This is a genomic window from Patescibacteria group bacterium (genome assembly GCA_041664365.1).
Classification (GTDB): Bacteria; Patescibacteriota; Patescibacteriia; order UM-FILTER-42-10; family UM-FILTER-42-10; genus JAHJEX01.
Genome location: JBAYKW010000001.1, coordinates 350,371 through 368,175, shown reverse-complemented (window position 1 = coordinate 368,175; position 17,805 = coordinate 350,371). Strand labels below are relative to the sequence as shown.

Genomic DNA, 17,805 nt, shown 5'->3' with positions numbered 1-17,805 from the left:
GCGGAATCTATTTAATATAATTCATGAATTTCTTTTCCACCACCCGGTTGGAATAAATTTTGTGCAGGAAAAATATTTCTTTGAATACCAGAAAGACGGTGTAAAAGATTACCAGCAAAAGCGACAGGGGATAGTATTCCCAATTGCCGTGTTTTTGCATCAGTACGTCAGTGATGACTGTAACTGTGATAATATTCATTGAAGTCGGATATTCTGAGATGTCTTTTGCTGCTGCAATAATAATGTTTTTAAGTGACATCTTGCTTCTTATTGTGCTTATTTCCGGTTGAGGATTCTGACTCGCCGGCTGTAACCCGTTATCCTGTACCATATTTGCAATTTGATATTTCGGATTATCTTTTCTTTCCAGCATGTAAAACAGGGTAGAAAGCATCCCTTTTTTTACGGGATTGCCGGAAAAAATCACTAAAATCAGACCGACAAAAAGCACCCAAGTTTCATTTACCAGATAGTAGGAGAAGATCACCAGTCCGAGGAAAATAAAAGGGATTACTAAAGCATGATTCAGCGAGTCCAGAAATATTCCGTTCACGGAAGGTTTTTTCCGGTAGCGCGCAATTTCACCGTCAACGCAATCAAATATATATCCCAACTGGATCAGTATCAGGGCCGGTACGGACCATTTGTATCCACCGAAGGCAAGTAATATAGAGCCGGCGATGCCAAAAAACGCCTGTATCAATGTGGCTTGATTGGCAGTCAGCGGTGTATGTAGCAGAATCCAAGTAAAATAAATAGAAACTTTTCTGATCACATATTTTGCGTACCAGACAGTTTCTTTTTTTGGATCCGGCTGGATTGTTGCTTTTAATTCTTTAATAGACGGAAGTGTTCCCATGCTATATTTTACCATTATTAATTTCTGATTCGTTGATGTGTTTCTGCACATCCAAAAGGTCCTCTTCAAAATCAATTTCTTTGCAGTAGTTGTTCTCAATATTGATTGCCTTCAGTTTCAATTTATCGGATAAAGTCAGGTTTTCAAGAGCCTTTTCAAAATAATCTTTTTGACCGACTTTGCGGAGCTCCTCCATAAATAGTTTTAAATCCTTCTGTTTAACCATATTAATGCCGACTGCTTCACCCTCGCCGTTTTTTACCTCTTTGGAGAGCTCTCTGATAAATCCGATGTCTGACAGGGTATATTTTATTTCTTCATCTGCACACTTTTTCGTATCCACTAGGCAGGCGGAATCCTGCGAAACTTTCAGCAAATCCAAAACAGCAGAATCAAAATAGACGTCGCCATTCAGCCAGATAACATCGTCATTCATTTTCTCAAGTGCTATCAGCAGGCTTTTAGCCGTATTGGTATGTGCATATGCATCATTATAGACAAAAATTCCTTCCGGATGCGCCTCCATGATTATTTCTTTTTTATATCCTACAACAATAAAAATATTATCCAAACCGTCAATTTTGGACAACTTGGATATTTGCGCATCTAAAATTGTCATTTCGTTTTTCAGACTTGTGAGAGGTTTTGGAATCAATGTTCCGAATCTGGTTCCCATGCCGGCGGCCAAGATGACAGCTTTCATTTCAATTTGGTATTATTGTTTAAATATTATTTCTTTAATTGCATCAACTTTTATATTCTTTTTTACAATCAGTGAATGTAAAAATTTTAAAAGGGGGTAATTTTTCAGGGGGACTATGGTATCTAGGATAGCAATCGTGTTTATCCCTTCGATCGTTTTCCCCTGTTTTTTCATTATCAGGACGGCTTTTTTTGCCGATATCCCTTTGCCTAATAATATACCAAATTCCCTGTTTCTAGTAGACCCCGTACAGGACATCCAAAGATCATTGCTCCAGGCCTGGCTTTTCATGCTAAATGTGGCTTTATTAGCTCCAAAATGGCCTATAGCGATGTTTTCCAGCTCATCTGCAATAACTGTTATAATATGCGTTTCCGAGCCATAGGAGAAGCCCATTCCCTTAATTATCCCCGCCAGGACGGAAACCACGTTTTTAAAGGCTGAAGCGTATTCTACTCCCACCAGATCATTACTCGGATAAACGCGCAGATTGCTGGATTCAAAAATATTTACCAGAGTAGGCAGGATTTTTTTATCTTCACATGCCATAGTCGCGCCCAAAGGTTATGTTTAAAAAGATCAGCGGCAATTGTTCCGCCGGCAAATAAAGCGTATTTGAAATTTTTGTTTTTAAGCTCTGCTCTGACAATTTGCGAAAGTCTTTTACCTGACTGATAATCAAGCGCCTTAGATGTGTTGACAATTGATATGCCGTTGGGTAAATACGGCTTGATTATTTTCATTACTTCCCTGGTTGCATTTGAGGGAATTGCCAAAACAAGAATGTCGCAATCTTCCAGTAATTCTTTGACATTGTTTGCAAAAATAACACTCCGCGAAACCTTATAATCCTGGTATAACGAAAGGTGAGTGCGTTCTTTTCTTAAATGTGCCATAAGGGTTTTATCACGGTCATATCCGTATATATTTAAACCGGTGTGTTTTCTGTCGAAATGTTTCAGGAATGCGTAACCAAAATTACCCAGTCCGTAAATTGATAGCTTCGTTTTTTTAATATATTTATTCATTATTATTTGAAGACTTATTGAAAAATGGGAAGATTTCCTTGATCAGCTTTATATCATAGGAGGATAAAAATTTTAACAGGTATAATGCAACCAGATACACAATAGTGCTGACAATTGAGTTGAATACTATATTAATTCTGCCGGAAAGTTCAAAGAATATCACCGACATAAGTATTCCTGATAATAGGGCGGGAAATAAATATTTTAATCCTATAAACATTCCCTGCTTAAAATATTTCTCTATGTAAATATAAAATAGTACGCCCAAAACTAATTCGGATACCAAAGTCGCGACGGCCGATCCGGTAAAACCATAGCGGGGGATTAAAAACAGATTTAGTACAATATTCAAAACAGCAGTAATACCCTCGATTGTCGCACGGATTTTTTGTCTGTTGATCGCGGTGATTGATTCTGCAGAAGAATAGGTAAAGAATCGGATAATGATTATAATACCCATGATTTGCATCACAACCGCCGCAGGCAGATATTCCTTCCCATAGATAAGGTTAATAATCTGATCTGCACCAAACAAGAAAATGACTGTAATTGGAACTGCCATAGCCAGAAGGTATTTCTGGATTGTATGGGTGATTCTGCTGAACTTCTCTTTATCGGTCAGGCTGAATTTATATATATATGGCAAGGCAACCTGGAAAATAATCTGCGGTATCATATAGAAAGCAACAACCAGCCGATATGCCGCAGAATAAAGTCCGACATCCACCTCCGTCTTCATGATTGAGAGCATTACAATATCGATCTGAAAGTAAACAATAAAAAATACAGAGGATATACAGAATATCCACGAACGTTTCAGCATAGCGGGTATTTCACGCAGTTTGACAACCGGACGGATATATTTGAAAACAAAAACCAGATAGATAAGAAATAACAAAGCAGAGACGAATAGCTGGATATAGGCGATAACTTTTACTTCAGGTTTGTACAATACAGAAACCAATACCAATGAAAGAAACAAGACAGAATAAATAATCTGTTGCCAGCTAATCAGATAAAATTTTGTTAACGACTGCAGAGTTGACTGGTATATTTTTCTGCTTTCGAAAAGAAGTTCTGCTACAGCGAGAATAATAAACAGTTCAATAATTATAGCTGAATAACCGACCAGGTTAATAATTATTGCCATTAATCCGTACAAAAACAGTGAGAGCACCAGTTCAATCACTAACCCGTTGCCCAGCAGGGTAGCCAGTTTTTCCTTATCCCTTGAACCTTCAATCAGGCTGTATCTGGAAACACCCAGATCATTAAACACCATAAACAGGTTTACAAAGGCTATTACGGTGGCGTATTGCCCGAACTGTTCAACACCCAGGAATCTCGCTAAAAGTATTCCAATCACAGCACTAATCACCCGGAATAATATGCGGGAGAACATTAGAAATATGGTGGAAGAAAATATTTTTTTTATGCTCATTCTAAAAAAATCATATTTGTATATTATAACGGCGAAAATGAATTTTCGCCTACGCGGGATGGAACAAATTTATCTATCAAACGCGTAATATTTTTATAACACGAAGAGGAAGATTTATTATACATTATTCCTTTTCGCGTAGAGGAAGATTCATCTTTCGATGATTGTCCGCGTGTGGCGGACGATTTATCATATTTCAATCCTATCCGCGTAGCTGAAGATTTATCTTCAGCTGTAGGTAAACCATTTTTAATAGCGGATTGAAACGGATTAATCATCAAATCACGTAATCCTAGATTCACTACTGAATTATAAATCAATTTTATCAATTTTAATAATCAAATCATCATCTAAATGATAATTCTGGTAACTGGAATATTTGAAATCCGACTGGTCCTCTACTAAACCGGCACGCACTGGATTGAAATGTATGTAATTTAATTTTTCAATAAAATCCTGTTCATTTCTTATCCCATGCTCATAAAAGCTATGTTGCCATAATTGGCCGTTTTTTCCCAATATTTCATTGATAATTCTTGCAGATCTTCCTTTTATTGCTTTCATTATTTGGGAAATATTATGACCAGGCGAAAATGAATTTTCGCCTACGCGGGTTGGGATGCCCACATCATTAAAACGCGTAGCTGAAGATTTATCTTCAGCTGTATCAAAAGATTCATTTTCCGCTGTTTTCAATATTAAATGCACATGATTGGGCATAATGACATATCCTGATAGTAAAAACCCCATTATTTTTCTTAATTCATTTAATGCTTTGATAAACGCTACGCATAATCTTTCATTTGGTTCATAAATACCATGTATTAATTTACCAAAAACCCATTCTTTATTTAGAATATTAGTGGTAATAAAATAATATTGTTCCGGTAAATATATCTTTTCTAAAGTCATAATCGTTTTTTGACAAAAACGTAGCTAGCAGAAATAACAATTAATGTTAATGAGGTAATTAATATATTCAGAGAATTCAACCTCATTCCAAACTGTGTAGCGATATAAATTAGTATCGGGAGTGATAAAATAGTTAGAATAAAAGATAACAATATTCTGACCGTCGATTTAATCTCATTTTTTTTGAAAAATAGATAGCTCAAACAAAAACCGGGGAGAAAGGTAATAAATGGTATTCCGAGAATGATTGATAAAACTTGCTTCATTTTCTTTTTCGTAATGTAAATACCAAATGAATTGTCAGTAGTATAAGGTTGATGAAAAGGGTCCAGGTAATCGCGGGCGATCTTTCAAAAACCGAAATTTGGTTGGAATAGTACGGATCACCCAGAGACGTGTGGTTGCCCGAAACCAGATTATAAACCCCGGCATAGATAATCAGTCCCGCCAATACAATTAATCCGGCTAGTATTAATATCGCATTAATTTTTTCCAGTCTTTGTAGCATTAGTTCAGTTTCGTATATTGATAAATTGCAATTGATTCAGTTTGGTATACTTTTTTAAATTCAGAAGTATTGGCATAAATTTGGCTTTCCGGTTTTCCTCTCCATATTATTACGAACCGTATATCATACTTATCCAGATACTCTTGCGATTCAATGTCTTTTGGATAATAAGTCATTTTAAACATTTCATAAAGCACTTGTCTCTGATCTTCATAAGACGAAATAAATTCTTTTTCATCGTCTTCGGTATTTATTACATATGGTTTGATCAGCTTTCCTATTACTGTAGTGGGATTTGCTGACTGACCGGAATAGGAGTAGGTGTTTTCATCGCCCCGGAATTCAAATTCCATTGGTTTATGGAAATAGAATGTGGGAAAAATCATTACGTTGCCATTATAAAGGTAGGGCAGGAAAGTACCATACTTTTGGTCGTTGCGAATCGTTGTTAATACAGTGTCAGTTTTGTTTGAGTGGTCATTAAGCCATGTTATAGCCTCTCTGTATTCCTTGGTCGGTAGGACCGGTTTGCTTAAGCCGTTATAATTATCCAAAAGAAAATTAACGCCATGAATTCCTGAAGCCAGAATTGACAGGATAATTATTATCGCAATCGGGTATCTGGCTGATTTACCGAAGGCCCCTGAAATTTTGACAAAAAATATCGGAGCAAGCAGGCTGAGTGGAAGGAAAAGGAAGAATAGAAAGCGATATCCGACAAAATAAAAACCTAACAAATAACTGTGGGTCATAAACAAGCAAAAAAGGATCATCGACCACCAGAAAACTTTTAGAGGTGATTTTTTGGTAAAGAGGTTAATCAATGCTCCAAACAAACCGAAGATACTTAAAAAATAGCCGAGTATTGCGGGATGTTCCCAGATCGGATGTGCCGGCAGAAGATTTGACATTCCGATTGTTGATGCATAATAGATCGTTTTCAGGATATAATCCAGGGGATTGTTGCCGGAAGAAAAAATATATAGCCCAAATGCAATAATTGAAAATGCTACTAATAAGAAGGGAATAATCAGAACTTTCTTTTTGATGATAGATATGAAATATATTACTAAAGCAATTGATACTACAACCAGCGAGAGTTGATGGATTAGTGCCAGATTAAGTACTGTTATTAGAATTAGAAGCAAATATTTTTTTTGATTGGTTTTCTTGTACTGCAACAAATTCCAGACAATAAATAAAATCAGCAGGAAGCCAAAAAGCTGTTGCGGTGAAATAGTAAGAATCCGGAGCAGAGCTAGGCTGGTTCCGGCCAGTATCGCGGAAAGAAATGCCAGATGATGTTTGTTGTACAACTCCCAGGCGACCAGATAAACAGCGGTGACAATCAGCAGGTATATCAATATATATACAAGCGTCACAGTCATAGCGGGATCGATACTGGAAAATGAGCTAAAAGCGTACATGTAAATCTGGTTCAGAGGGTATACATTTTTATCCCAGCAATAGGGGATATTCACATTATCAAAGTTGATATAGAAATTATCACCCAAACCCAGTTCTCCGTTCTCGCCAATATGTTTAACTGAGCAGGCCACGGCAATGGAGTCTTTCCAGACCGGAAATTGCCCACTAACAAAATTAGGCAACCCTGCGATTGCCACTGAAATCAGCAATAGAACAAATATATAGGTGACGTGCTTTTTCATGAAAACATCTGTTTATCCTTTAAAATCTAGCATTTTTACTGCTTTTTGTAAATGAATAATTATCGTTGGTTGGTGGTTGATAATTACTTGCGTATTATGTATAATAAATAACGAAAACACCATATTTGATGCTTAAATCAGAATGATTTTATTTCAGCAAAAAATGAAAACTGTCATAGTAATTCCGGTATTTAATGAAGAGAAAACAATTGGTAATGTTTTATCCGACCTCAATAAGAATAATTACAATGATATAATTGTTGTTGATGATGCCTCATCAGATAAATCTGCCGAAATTGCACGGAATTATAATTGCATGATTATTGAGCATCTTATTAATCGTGGTCAAGGAGCGGCATTAAAGACTGGGATAGTATTAGCACTAAATGGAGGCGCAGACTATATTGTGACCTTTGATGCGGATGGACAGCATCAAGTTGGAGATATAAAACTTTTGCTAGAACCGCTATATGCAAAAAAGTGTGAAGTTACACTTGGATCTCGCTATCTTACGGAATTAAGTCAGCGTAAGATACCACTTATGAGGAAGGTTTTGCATCGTTTGGCAATCGTATATACGAATTTTACTACTAGGTTGAATCTATCTGATACACACAATGGACTTCGGGCAATGACAGCAGTAGCAGCTGAAAAGATTCACTTTTCGCAAGATCGTTATGCGCATGCATCTGAAATACTAGAAGAAATAGCGCATAAGCACATTTCATTTATGGAAATCCCGGTAACGATTAGTTATACTGATTATTCTTTGGCCAAGGGTCAAAAGATTGGAGATTTTATTAAAATATTATTTAAAATATTTGTTAATAAATTAAGGTAGTATGATTATAAAAATTTTTATTACTTTTTTTGTTGTATTTGCAATATCTCGTGTTATTCTTCGTCATCGTGAAGGGTCTGTAAAAAAGATCGCGTTGTTGATTTGGATTTTTATATGGTCTGGAATACTTTTCTTTGTTTGGTGGCCGAAAGTCAGTGATTATATTGCGCACAGTGTTGGAATCGGTAGGGGTGTAGATGCACTAGTATATATATCATTAGTTGCATTATTTTATGGTATGTTTCGAATTTACGTTAAGTTAGAGTTTGTCGAGCATGAGATTACTGGTCTAGTCAGAGAAATGGCATTGAGAGATAATAATAAAAAGGAATGGAAGTGAATCAATCTATAAAAGTGGATTTACCACTGGTTTCAGTTTTGGTGCTGAACAAAAATGGAAGAAAACTGCTTGAAATATGCATACCTTCAATACTGAAACAAAGTTATGAAAACATTGAAATCATTGTGATTGATAATGGTTCAAATGATGATTCTATTGAATATCTTAAAGATAAATTTACCCAAGTTATTATTATCGAGAATAAACAAGATATAGGTTTTTCTGCAGCGAATAATATTGGAATAAAGCAGTCAAGTGGAGAGTATATTTTTATTCTCAACAACGACACTGAAATGGATACACACTGCATTTCAAGATTAGTGAATGTTGCTAATGATGAGAAGTATAGTAAGGTGGGAATGTTCTCACCTAAAATACTTTCTTATTTTGACAGAAATGTGTTTGATAATGTAGGTCATTTAATATATAAAGATGGACTAAATAGAGGAAGGGGAAAACTTGAAAAAGATATTCATCAATACGATAAAATTGAAGAAATATGTTTTCCAAGCGGTTGCGCAGCTTTCTACAGAAAAAAAGTTTTGAATGAAATTGGTTTGTTAGATGAGGATTTTTATTATTTTGGTGAAGACACGGATCTTGGATTGAGGGCTAGAATGGCTGGCTGGATTTCAATGTATATTCCTGACTCTATAGTTTATCATATGTATTCGGCTACTGCTGGGAAATACTCTCCTAAAAAAGCTTTTCTTGTAGAAAGAAATAGGCTATGGGTGGCAATTAAAATATTTCCTATATCTTTATTACTAATAAGCCCCTACTATAGTTTAAAGAGATATTTGTATCAAATATATGGGGTTTTAGGAAAAAGAGGATCTGCAGGTAAGTATATCGAAAATTATTCAGCAGGATCTTTATTCTTTATATTACTAAAAGCGTGGTATTTCGGTTTAAGTGGAGCGCCAAAAATGTTGAAAAAAAGAAAAATTATTCAAAAAAATAAAAAGGTTACAAACAAAGAAATATATTCTTGGTTTATAAGATTTGGTATTTCAGTTAAAGAATTAACTCTAAAAGAATAATGGTGAACAAACCGATAAATAGAAAAATATTATTCACACATATAGCATTCTATATTTTATAACTACTATTATTAATAAATAAAAATTATGTCTCTAGATAAACTGAAAGAAGAGTGGGAAGATTTAGCCATTAGAGATCCATTTTGGGCAATTTTGTCAGACCCTAAACAAAGATTCAATAAATGGGACACTGATGATTTTTTTTCTACTGGTAAAAAGGAGATTGATACTGTAATGAAAGTAGCTACGACATTAGACTATCCAAAATACAGAGAAAAAGTGCTTGATTTTGGGTGTGGGGTGGGTAGGCTTACAAGAGCATTAAATAATTACTTTAAAGAATGCATTGGCGTGGATATCGCTGAGAATATGATATTAAAAGCCAGGGAATTGAACACAGATATGCCAAATTGTCATTTTTTAATAAATACAGAGAAAAATTTAAAGATATTTGATAGTAATTCTTTTGATATGATATATACTAGCCTAGTTTTACAACATTTACAGGATAAATCAATAATAAAATCATATATTATTGAATTTATAAGGACATTAAAAGTAGATGGTTTGTTGATTTTTCAGTTGCCTGCTTATATACCTTTAATTTACCGACTTCAATTAGTGAGAAAATTGTTTTTATTACTAAAATTTATGGGATTTAAGAATAAATATTTATACGAAAAGCTAAAACTATTTTCCATTAGCATGAGTTCTATTCCAAAAAAGGAAGTTGTTTCTTTTTTGAAAAGCAATGGGGTAAAAGTTCTGGAGGTTCAGGAAGAAAAATTCAATATAAAATCAAATCAGAGTGTAGTTTATTATGTTACCAAATGAAAAGTTGCAGACAAAAAACATTTCTAGGTAATAAAGATTCGTAATAGTTAAATGGAATTGAATAAAACAAAATGCGAATAGCCCAAGTAACTTCAACTTTTCCGCCCTATGAAGGAGGATCTGGAAATGTCTGTTACAATTTATCAAAAAAACTATCTATTTTAGGACATGATGTAACTGTATTTTTACCTGAAACCGAAAAAAGATTATCGCATAAATTGAATATGCCTTTCAAGATAAAATATTTAAAACCGTATTATTCAATTGGAAATGCGAGTGTTTTGCCATCTCTTAAAAAAATACTTATTGGATTTGATATTATCCACCTACATTATCCTTTTTTTGGTGGTGATATTATTGTTAAACAAGCCGCAAAAAAAAGAAATATTCCTTATGTAATAACCTATCATCAAGATGCCGAGGGCGATAGTCTATTAAAAAAAACTATTTTTCAAGTATATAATCTATTTTTTCAAAAATCTGTTATGGATGGAGCAAAAATGGTGCTAGGTTTATCTGATGATCATATTAATCATTCTCAAGTGAGTTACTTAAAGAAGAAAGAAGGCAAGGTTGCTATTATTCCCAATGGTATTAATTTAGAGGATTTTACTCAAATACTAGAACGGCCAGATGTAAGAAAAGAATATAAGATTGAAGAAAAAAAATTTATTATAGCATTTATTGGTACTTTGGATAAAGCTCACTACTTTAAGAGATTGGATATATTATTTGAAGCTTTTAAATCATTTACTAATAAAGCGCATTTATTAGTTATTGGTGACGGAGATTTAAAAGAGAAATACATTAAATTAGCTAAAGAATTAGGTATATCACAGCAAATATCTTTTGTCGGTAAATTAAGTAATAAAGAAGCATTACAACACCTAATACAAGCTGATTTACTTGTCCTGCCATCAACAAAAGTTGAGTCGTTTGGCTTAGTTTTAATAGAAGCAATGGCCTGTGCTAAACCCGTGATAGCAAGTAATCTACCAGGAGTAAGAACGGTTGTTAATGACGGAGTAAATGGATTATTATTTGAAAAGGGAAATGTAAAAGATTTAACAGATAAAATTGGTATTCTACTAAAAGATTCAGTTTATGCAAGGCGCTTAGGACAAAACGGTCGAAGAAAGGTGGAAGATCAATATACCTGGGATTCTATTGCAAAAAAAGTTGAATGTATGTATAAAACTGCATTAATTAGGTAATGATTAGTAATTTAAATGAACTGTCTGGTATATTATTTAATAAAATTGAAAATAAAGTAGTTTGGATATGATTTCATATATTGGTAAATCAAAAAAATTAATTGCTCTAATTGTATTTTTAGAAGTAATTTTAGCACTTTTGGTTTTTTATTATCCTGTTATCAAGCCAATTCCGGTCGGCACCGACGCCATTACATATATTAATGATGCTCAATGGATAACCAGTAATCAAATTGTGCCGAAAGCGTATCAGGCAACCTATAATGGATTTTATGCATATCCATCGCCATTGACCGATATTAACATTGTACTCATCAATCAGTTTACCGGGCTTGACTTTACTTATCCACTATTTTCAATCTACCAACTTTTTCTCATAGTATTAATTGTTCTGACAAGTTATCTTGTTGGAAAAACTTTCAATAGCATGACCGCTGTATTGTTTCCGATCGCAGTGCTAGGAAGTTTTGCTATTATCAGATTGTTTGCAGGATCGACTGTTTCCAATTTGTTGGCTTTTACATATGTAAATATTATATACTATTTGATTTATAGCTACAGTCGCACAAAAAAAAATAAACTACTTTTACTAATAATTTTCTTTATTATCACACTATATTTTACCCACAAGTACTTGACCGCTCCGGTTCTATTGATAACAATTGCATTGTACATTATATATCTATTTCTAATTAACAAGCAATTAAAACATATCCTTCATAGTAAATTGAAGAAATTGGGCCGTTACAAAGGCGGAATTATTATTTTGTTTGTCTTCTCGTTAATTGGATATGCATTATATGCATATTATCCTGTAATTAAAGAGGGGATTGTCTCTTTCTGGGGAAGCACTAACGGAGATAAGTTTAGAGGCCCGATATTGGTTTCTCAATATGGTGAATACTTAGGTCCTTTTCTTTTTACCTTTGGAGTTACTGGAATAGTATTTTATATTATTCAGATTCGGAAAAACTTACTATCCTACAGGATATTCCCACTATTTTGGATATTAATGCTGTTGATCATATTACAAACTTACAGACTTGGCATTGATTTCTACTATGAGAGGATTGTTTTTCTAGCCGGTGTTTTTATTGCCTTCTTTGCGGTTTATCCATTAAATTATTTGTTGACTAAGGTTAGGAATAATTCAAAACTATTTATATTTATCATGACTATGTTTGTGATACTTATTATTAGTAGTACCAGTAGAGTAAAAGAATTATATGATAATTCAAATATTGTAACGAATAACCAAATTAGGGCACTTAATTTGTTAAAAACAGTTTCTAAAAATGATGATCTGATCTTTTCTCATGTTAATGGAGTATCACAAACTAATCATGATGTAATGATTAGTGAAAGGAGTATTCAACATATAACTACTGAATTGAAACTGTGTGGAGAAAATAATGATGCTTGTCTGGCATTTAATCAGCCTGATTTGAAATCAAGTATTTATTTCTTTAAAAATAATAATATTAAGTATTTTTTGCTAATGAAGCCGAATCAAGAAGGAAATAAAAATATTGATAACTTAGCTGAGATGTTTAGCAATAAAATTTATTACAATAGTTTGTTTAATTCGAACGATGCATTGCTGTTTGAGTTAATCTAAAACCAAAATTAATGTAAATCAATATAGAGAAAAGTCTGCAGATTAAAAGAACTGTGAATTTTTAATGTATGTGGAAAATGACCAACATTATCACATACATTTCTCCAAAATAAGAAAGTATTTTAGATGAGAACATTTCCACCTTACTATACCTCTCATCATTAGCAATATTCACTAATCTGCTCACTTCTTCGCTTCTCAGTGATTCATTATCAGTATCTGAAATAGAATCAGGTTTTAATATAATACTTACAATTCTTTTAACATTTCATCAAAGGAAGGAATATTAAACTTCCTGCATAAATCAAATGCAGTATCTAAACGTCGATCAATTGATGTTGATTGACTCGGATTGATATTAACATCAATATTGTATTTTTCTTTGAATTTAATTAGCATGTCATACTTTGTAACATTTGTAGAGAATAGGTGAAAAAGACCTGTTTTGGGATATTGATTGCGGTTATTGATTATCTCTTGGCAAATTAATGCAAACTCACGAGATGTAAGACCATTCCAAGTATGATTTGTAAAACCATCAATCGTTTTACTCTTGTTCTTTTTTAACCATTCAATCAGCGAATCAGAACTATCTATCTCCGGACCGACAAGTGATACGCGTAAAACAAGCGACTGATCAGCCGGCTCGCCCAGACTTCTTGTCAAACCATAAGCGTCAGTTGGATGATGGATCGATTTTTCATTATAAGGAGCGCCGATTTGTCCATCAAAAACACAATCAGTGGCAATATGTATTAACTTGTCACCATAAATCTGACTTAAAATATGTGGCAGACTGCTGTTAATAAAAAAAGCCTTGACCGGATCTTGCTTAATATGGGGATTAGTTATAGTCGCACAATTGATAAATGCATCTACTTCCCCGATTTTATCTACTAGTTTGCTTATATTCAGACCGTCAGGTTGATTTAAAAATCCCGTAACGTAGTCTTGATATAAATCCATCAAATCGAAGATTATAGCATTATGTTTTAAACATTTGCCATAAATATTTTCTAGCAATGCCAATTTATCCTTACTTTCGCATATAAGTACTAGACGGAAATTTTCTTTCAGTACACTATACATCATGCTTCCCGAAAGGCTATTCGGGGCAGTTATGGCAATTGTTTTCATGTATCCGTATCTATTAACTACATTTATACCATTGGAGAACCACGTCGTTTCTGAATAATTTTCGTTAAACTGACCACGTGGCGTAAAACCTTGCTGGAAAAATTCGTATCCTGATAAGAATGGGGGATTTTGAACTTTTCACCGGATTTATGTTGTTGTGTGACGATCTCAATAGATTTTAGTACATTATCTTTATCCAGACCAGTTAAGATTGTCACACCCTCATCAAAAGCTTCTGGACGTTCAGAACTGTTACGTACTTGAATGGCCGGAAATTGCAAATTTGAACATTCTTCCTGAATAGTACCACTGTCAGAAATAACGCAGAATGCATTTTTTTGTAGTTTGATGTAATCAAAAAAACCAAAAGGTTTACAGAATTTAATCAGTTTATTCGTTTTTAGTTTTTCTTCCAGCAATCTCTTTCTGGTTCTTGGGTGAGTAGTGACAATCAGGGGCAGTTTATATGTTTCGGCAACATCATTAAGGATATCAATCAGTGTTTTGAAGGATTTTTTTGAATCAACATTTTCTTCACGATGTAAGCTGACAACAAAAAATTTATTTGGTGGCAGTTTCAATTCCTTGACAATATTTGATTTATCAATTGATTTCTTATTTTTATGCAATATTTCAGCTAGCGGTGAACCTGTAACAAACATTGTGCCGGGATGTATCCCTTCCCTTAGTAAATTCAATCTGGCATTTTCACTATATGGCAGGTTGATGTCGCTGATATGATCAACAATACGTCGGTTGATTTCTTCCGGGACATTTTCATCAAAACTGCGGTTACCGGCCTCCAGATGGAAAATAGGTATTTTCATTCTTTTAGCAACAATAGTGGATAGTGCACTATTGGTGTCGCCTAATAAAAGCAAAGCATCCGGTGATTCTTTTTTAAATACAGTTTCACTTCTGGAAATTATATTTGCTATTTGTTCACCAAGTGACGCAGCTTTTATATCAAGAAAATAATCAGGTTTTCGAATTTTCAGATTGTCAAAAAAAATTTTATTCATTTCATAATCAAAACTCTGACCAGTGTGAACCATTACGTGATTCAAATATTGGTCTAATTTTGTAAAAACTTGTGACATCCTGATGATTTCTGGACGTGTCCCAAAAATTGTAATAATTTTTAATTTCTTGATTTCTTTTTTCATAAATTAGATTCGGTATTAATTATATTTTAAAACTTTAAATTTACACATTTTCTGCAAATGTATCCGGATCATTCGGATCGAATACTTCATTAGCCCAAACTAATAATCTCATTTCGGATTGGCTGGTATTTTGAATATTGTGCGTCCAATTAATTCGCATTTCAATCAGCTGGGGTTTGTCTCCGGATACTTTGAATTCTTTGATCTCATCTGTTGAACGGTTTCTCATACGGATTAATGCTTCACCTTCTATTACACAAAAAGTTTCAATTTTTCTTTTGTGATAATGATTGCCTCTGATTACGCCTGGTTTTGAAACAGAATAAAAAACCTGACCGACGTCGGGAAGTTTAAAAACTTCGATCAATTTACCACGCTGATCCTTTTTAATTTCCAGTTGTTGTGACGTATAATCTGCGGTTAACTTATTTTATATACCCATTAATTTAATTTCTTCCTGAATCTCATTCAGATCCAAAAGGATGGACTCCACTTCTTTTACAGATAATTGCTTCGTGTTAGATGAGTTATAACCAGCGTGAGGCAGGATATTTTCTTTTTCACCCTTAAAAAAATAATCGCGATAATCCATATCAGGAACTTCTGGATTTATTTTGTAGTAATCACCGCAATCTTCAGCACGGTAGGATTCTTCAGAAGAGATTAAAGTTTCATACATCTTTTCCCCCGGGCGAATTCCAACTTCTTCTTCACCCTGTTTATATTTAAAAATATTCGTCATTGCCTGCGCTAAATCACCAACTGTAGCGGCCGGCGCTTTTCTTACATATATATCACCGTTATTTCCGTTGGTTAAAGCATATAGAACCAGGTCAATTGATTGGTCTAAAGACATCATAAATCGGGTCATGTCTCGCTTTGTAATCCTTAATGGCTTTCCAGCTTTGATTAAATCAATAAAGTATGGAATAACAGATCCGCGGGTGTACATAACGTTACCGTAACGAGTACCACATAAAATTGTCTTTCCGCGTTTTTCACGGGCGCCGGCAATCATTATTTTTTCCATCAGTGCCTTTGTCATGCCCATCACGTTGATAGGATACACGGCTTTATCCGTACTAAGGACGACAACTCTCTCAACATCATTTTCAATTGCAGAATCAATGATGTTGTGAACACCAAGTGTATTTGTTTTTATGGCTTCAATAGGGAAAAATTCACAATTCGGGACTTGTTTTAAGGCGGCAGCATGAAAAATATAATTTACATCACAAACAGCATGGGAGACGGAATCTTTATCTCTGACGTCACCGATTATAAATTTTAGTTTGTTAGAATTATACTTATTACCCATGTCAAATTGCTTTTTTTCATCACGGCTGAATATGACAATTTTTTTAGGGTTGTATTGTAGGAGTTTATCAACAACAGCATTACCAAATGATCCTGTTCCGCCAGTAATCATTATCGTCTTGTCTTGTAGATGATTTTTATATTGTTCCATAAATATGCTTTAATCTCTTAATATAATAGGTTTTATTATAACATTTAATACAATTGAGTCAATTCAGGAATATATTATTCTGGTTTCCTATCTAAAGAAACCTGACCTAGATATTTTTCAATCGGAAAAGTGTGATGTAATGGTGATTCCTTCAAAATTGCATCATTGGCATTAACAATTGCATCAAGTTCCTGGGGATCGCGCAATCCCTTTGCGGATAGGGCATAAAGCAGATTAAAGAAAGCATTCGGATCCCATTGATCAATTGTTCTTTTACCGGTCAATATTTGTTCCATGGAGTGTTGTGCTTCGTCAGTTGAAACCAAATAAAACATCCGTTCATGTCTTCGCATTAAACCTTTAACCTCCTCATACTTAGTCCGATACTGTTCCTCGGTTAATTCGACGGCATACGTAACACAAAAAATGTTGGCCATATTGTCTCGGGTCAGGCCGCTGGGTTGTATTTGATCAGGTGATAAATCTAAGCCTAACTTGCGCCTGCTGATTTCTAGTATGGCATCATCGGGGTGTATGCCAGGTTTTATAGATCCGCCAAAAACACTTAGTTTATTTGGAGAGTCAGCCATGGATTCCGGTCGGCGCTCCAGAATTATTTTTTTGTTGCCTGGAGTAAAAATCGTTGATTGCACACTCAATGGCCTTACAGAATTTTCACCGACATGGTCGCGGTTATAGTATGAAGAAGCTAAATATGAAAAAAAATCAGTTTCCTTCGTACTGATTGACAAGCCGTCATCGCCGATTGCTACGTTGTCAACACTTGCAAGCGGGCCGTTAAACAAATTTTTATCTTTTCTGGATTCTAAGATTCTGCATAGAGCCTGAACCTCCGGATATGTCTCTATGAACTCCTGATTATGTTCCAGTTGAATTTTCGGTACAGCTTGTCCGAATTCCAAAAGATGACTACCGGGTTTAGTATGCCAGTCGGGGACTGATAATAAATCCATGGCGTGTTTTTCATTATTTGGTTCCGGTATATCATGATTCATCTAAAGA

General features: G+C 34.4%; 19 protein-coding genes and 1 pseudogene. 6 read left to right on the top strand and 14 right to left on the bottom strand.

All coding sequences use genetic code 11. The annotated features are described in order from the left end of the window. Positions 1 to 7 precede the first annotated feature (7 nt). The 9 genes from WCW66_01940 to WCW66_01900 form a co-directional block, all read right to left on the bottom strand. Positions 8 to 874 (bottom strand): CDP-alcohol phosphatidyltransferase family protein, encoded by an 867-nt coding sequence (locus WCW66_01940; protein MFA6391503.1) that lies wholly within the window; start codon positions 872 to 874, stop codon positions 8 to 10. Continuing rightward, positions 861 to 1,562, bottom strand: a complete 702-nt coding sequence (locus WCW66_01935; GenBank protein ID MFA6391502.1) for a phosphocholine cytidylyltransferase family protein — start codon at positions 1,560 to 1,562, stop codon at positions 861 to 863. Before WCW66_01935 ends, WCW66_01940 begins: the two co-directional genes overlap by 14 nt. A 12-nt stretch (positions 1,563 to 1,574) precedes the next feature. After that, positions 1,575 to 2,111 carry an NAD(P)H-dependent glycerol-3-phosphate dehydrogenase gene (locus tag WCW66_01930; protein MFA6391501.1) on the bottom strand — a complete coding sequence of 179 codons (537 nt, stop codon included), beginning with the start codon at positions 2,109 to 2,111 and terminating at the stop codon, positions 1,575 to 1,577. Then, positions 2,072 to 2,590: an NAD(P)-binding domain-containing protein gene (locus WCW66_01925; GenBank protein ID MFA6391500.1), complete on the bottom strand. Its 519-nt coding sequence runs from the start codon at positions 2,588 to 2,590 to the stop codon at positions 2,072 to 2,074. The genes WCW66_01930 and WCW66_01925 overlap by 40 nt, the downstream gene beginning before the upstream one ends. Further along, positions 2,583 to 4,031 carry a flippase gene (locus WCW66_01920; GenBank protein MFA6391499.1) on the bottom strand — a complete coding sequence of 483 codons (1,449 nt, stop codon included), beginning with the start codon at positions 4,029 to 4,031 and terminating at the stop codon, positions 2,583 to 2,585. Before WCW66_01920 ends, WCW66_01925 begins: the two co-directional genes overlap by 8 nt. A gap of 23 nt (positions 4,032 to 4,054) precedes the next feature. Further along, positions 4,055 to 4,333: a hypothetical protein gene (locus WCW66_01915; protein ID MFA6391498.1), complete on the bottom strand. Its 279-nt coding sequence runs from the start codon at positions 4,331 to 4,333 to the stop codon at positions 4,055 to 4,057. A gap of 7 nt (positions 4,334 to 4,340) precedes the next feature. Then, entirely contained in the window at positions 4,341 to 4,943 is a 603-nt protein-coding gene (locus WCW66_01910) for a transposase (GenBank protein ID MFA6391497.1), read from the bottom strand. Positions 4,944 to 5,205: 262 nt separating this feature from the next. Next, positions 5,206 to 5,451 carry a hypothetical protein gene (locus tag WCW66_01905; GenBank protein MFA6391496.1) on the bottom strand — a complete coding sequence of 82 codons (246 nt, stop codon included), beginning with the start codon at positions 5,449 to 5,451 and terminating at the stop codon, positions 5,206 to 5,208. Further along, positions 5,451 to 7,121, bottom strand: a complete 1,671-nt coding sequence (locus WCW66_01900) for a hypothetical protein (GenBank protein ID MFA6391495.1) — start codon at positions 7,119 to 7,121, stop codon at positions 5,451 to 5,453. The genes WCW66_01905 and WCW66_01900 overlap by 1 nt, the downstream gene beginning before the upstream one ends. A 163-nt stretch (positions 7,122 to 7,284) precedes the next feature. On the opposite strand from WCW66_01900, the gene WCW66_01895 reads away from it, so the two are divergent. From WCW66_01895 to WCW66_01870, 6 genes are all read left to right on the top strand, one after another. Continuing rightward, positions 7,285 to 7,962, top strand: a complete 678-nt coding sequence (locus WCW66_01895; protein MFA6391494.1) for a glycosyltransferase family 2 protein — start codon at positions 7,285 to 7,287, stop codon at positions 7,960 to 7,962. Between the two features lies 1 nt (position 7,963). Beyond that, positions 7,964 to 8,302 (top strand): DUF2304 family protein, encoded by a 339-nt coding sequence (locus WCW66_01890; GenBank protein MFA6391493.1) that lies wholly within the window; start codon positions 7,964 to 7,966, stop codon positions 8,300 to 8,302. Further along, positions 8,293 to 9,345, top strand: coding sequence for a glycosyltransferase family 2 protein (locus WCW66_01885; protein ID MFA6391492.1), 1,053 nt, complete (start codon positions 8,293 to 8,295; stop codon positions 9,343 to 9,345). The genes WCW66_01890 and WCW66_01885 overlap by 10 nt, the downstream gene beginning before the upstream one ends. Positions 9,346 to 9,432: 87 nt before the next feature. Next, positions 9,433 to 10,179 (top strand): class I SAM-dependent methyltransferase, encoded by a 747-nt coding sequence (locus WCW66_01880; GenBank protein MFA6391491.1) that lies wholly within the window; start codon positions 9,433 to 9,435, stop codon positions 10,177 to 10,179. Positions 10,180 to 10,250: 71 nt separating this feature from the next. Beyond that, positions 10,251 to 11,393: a glycosyltransferase family 4 protein gene (locus WCW66_01875; protein ID MFA6391490.1), complete on the top strand. Its 1,143-nt coding sequence runs from the start codon at positions 10,251 to 10,253 to the stop codon at positions 11,391 to 11,393. A 67-nt stretch (positions 11,394 to 11,460) separates the two neighbouring features. Further along, on the top strand, positions 11,461 to 13,011 hold the full coding sequence (locus WCW66_01870; protein ID MFA6391489.1) for a hypothetical protein: 1,551 nt from the start codon (positions 11,461 to 11,463) through the stop codon (positions 13,009 to 13,011). Positions 13,012 to 13,260: 249 nt separating this feature from the next. Here WCW66_01870 and WCW66_01865 read toward each other — a convergent pair whose 3' ends face one another. The 5 genes and pseudogenes from WCW66_01865 to WCW66_01845 all read right to left on the bottom strand — a co-directional run bounded on the left by WCW66_01865 (position 13,261) and on the right by WCW66_01845 (position 17,798). Beyond that, positions 13,261 to 14,148 carry a sugar nucleotide-binding protein gene (locus WCW66_01865; GenBank protein MFA6391488.1) on the bottom strand — a complete coding sequence of 296 codons (888 nt, stop codon included), beginning with the start codon at positions 14,146 to 14,148 and terminating at the stop codon, positions 13,261 to 13,263. 23 nt (positions 14,149 to 14,171) lie between these two features. Further along, positions 14,172 to 15,314 (bottom strand): UDP-N-acetylglucosamine 2-epimerase (non-hydrolyzing), encoded by a 1,143-nt coding sequence (gene wecB, locus WCW66_01860; GenBank protein ID MFA6391487.1) that lies wholly within the window; start codon positions 15,312 to 15,314, stop codon positions 14,172 to 14,174. 40 nt (positions 15,315 to 15,354) lie between these two features. Then, a pseudogene (locus tag WCW66_01855) lies at positions 15,355 to 15,714 on the bottom strand (WxcM-like domain-containing protein). 30 nt (positions 15,715 to 15,744) lie between these two features. Further along, the gene (locus WCW66_01850; GenBank protein ID MFA6391486.1) at positions 15,745 to 16,782 is read right to left on the bottom strand and encodes a polysaccharide biosynthesis protein; all 1,038 of its coding nucleotides are present in this window, start codon (positions 16,780 to 16,782) and stop codon (positions 15,745 to 15,747) included. A gap of 74 nt (positions 16,783 to 16,856) precedes the next feature. Next, positions 16,857 to 17,798: a hypothetical protein gene (locus WCW66_01845; protein MFA6391485.1), complete on the bottom strand. Its 942-nt coding sequence runs from the start codon at positions 17,796 to 17,798 to the stop codon at positions 16,857 to 16,859. Positions 17,799 to 17,805 lie beyond the last annotated feature (7 nt).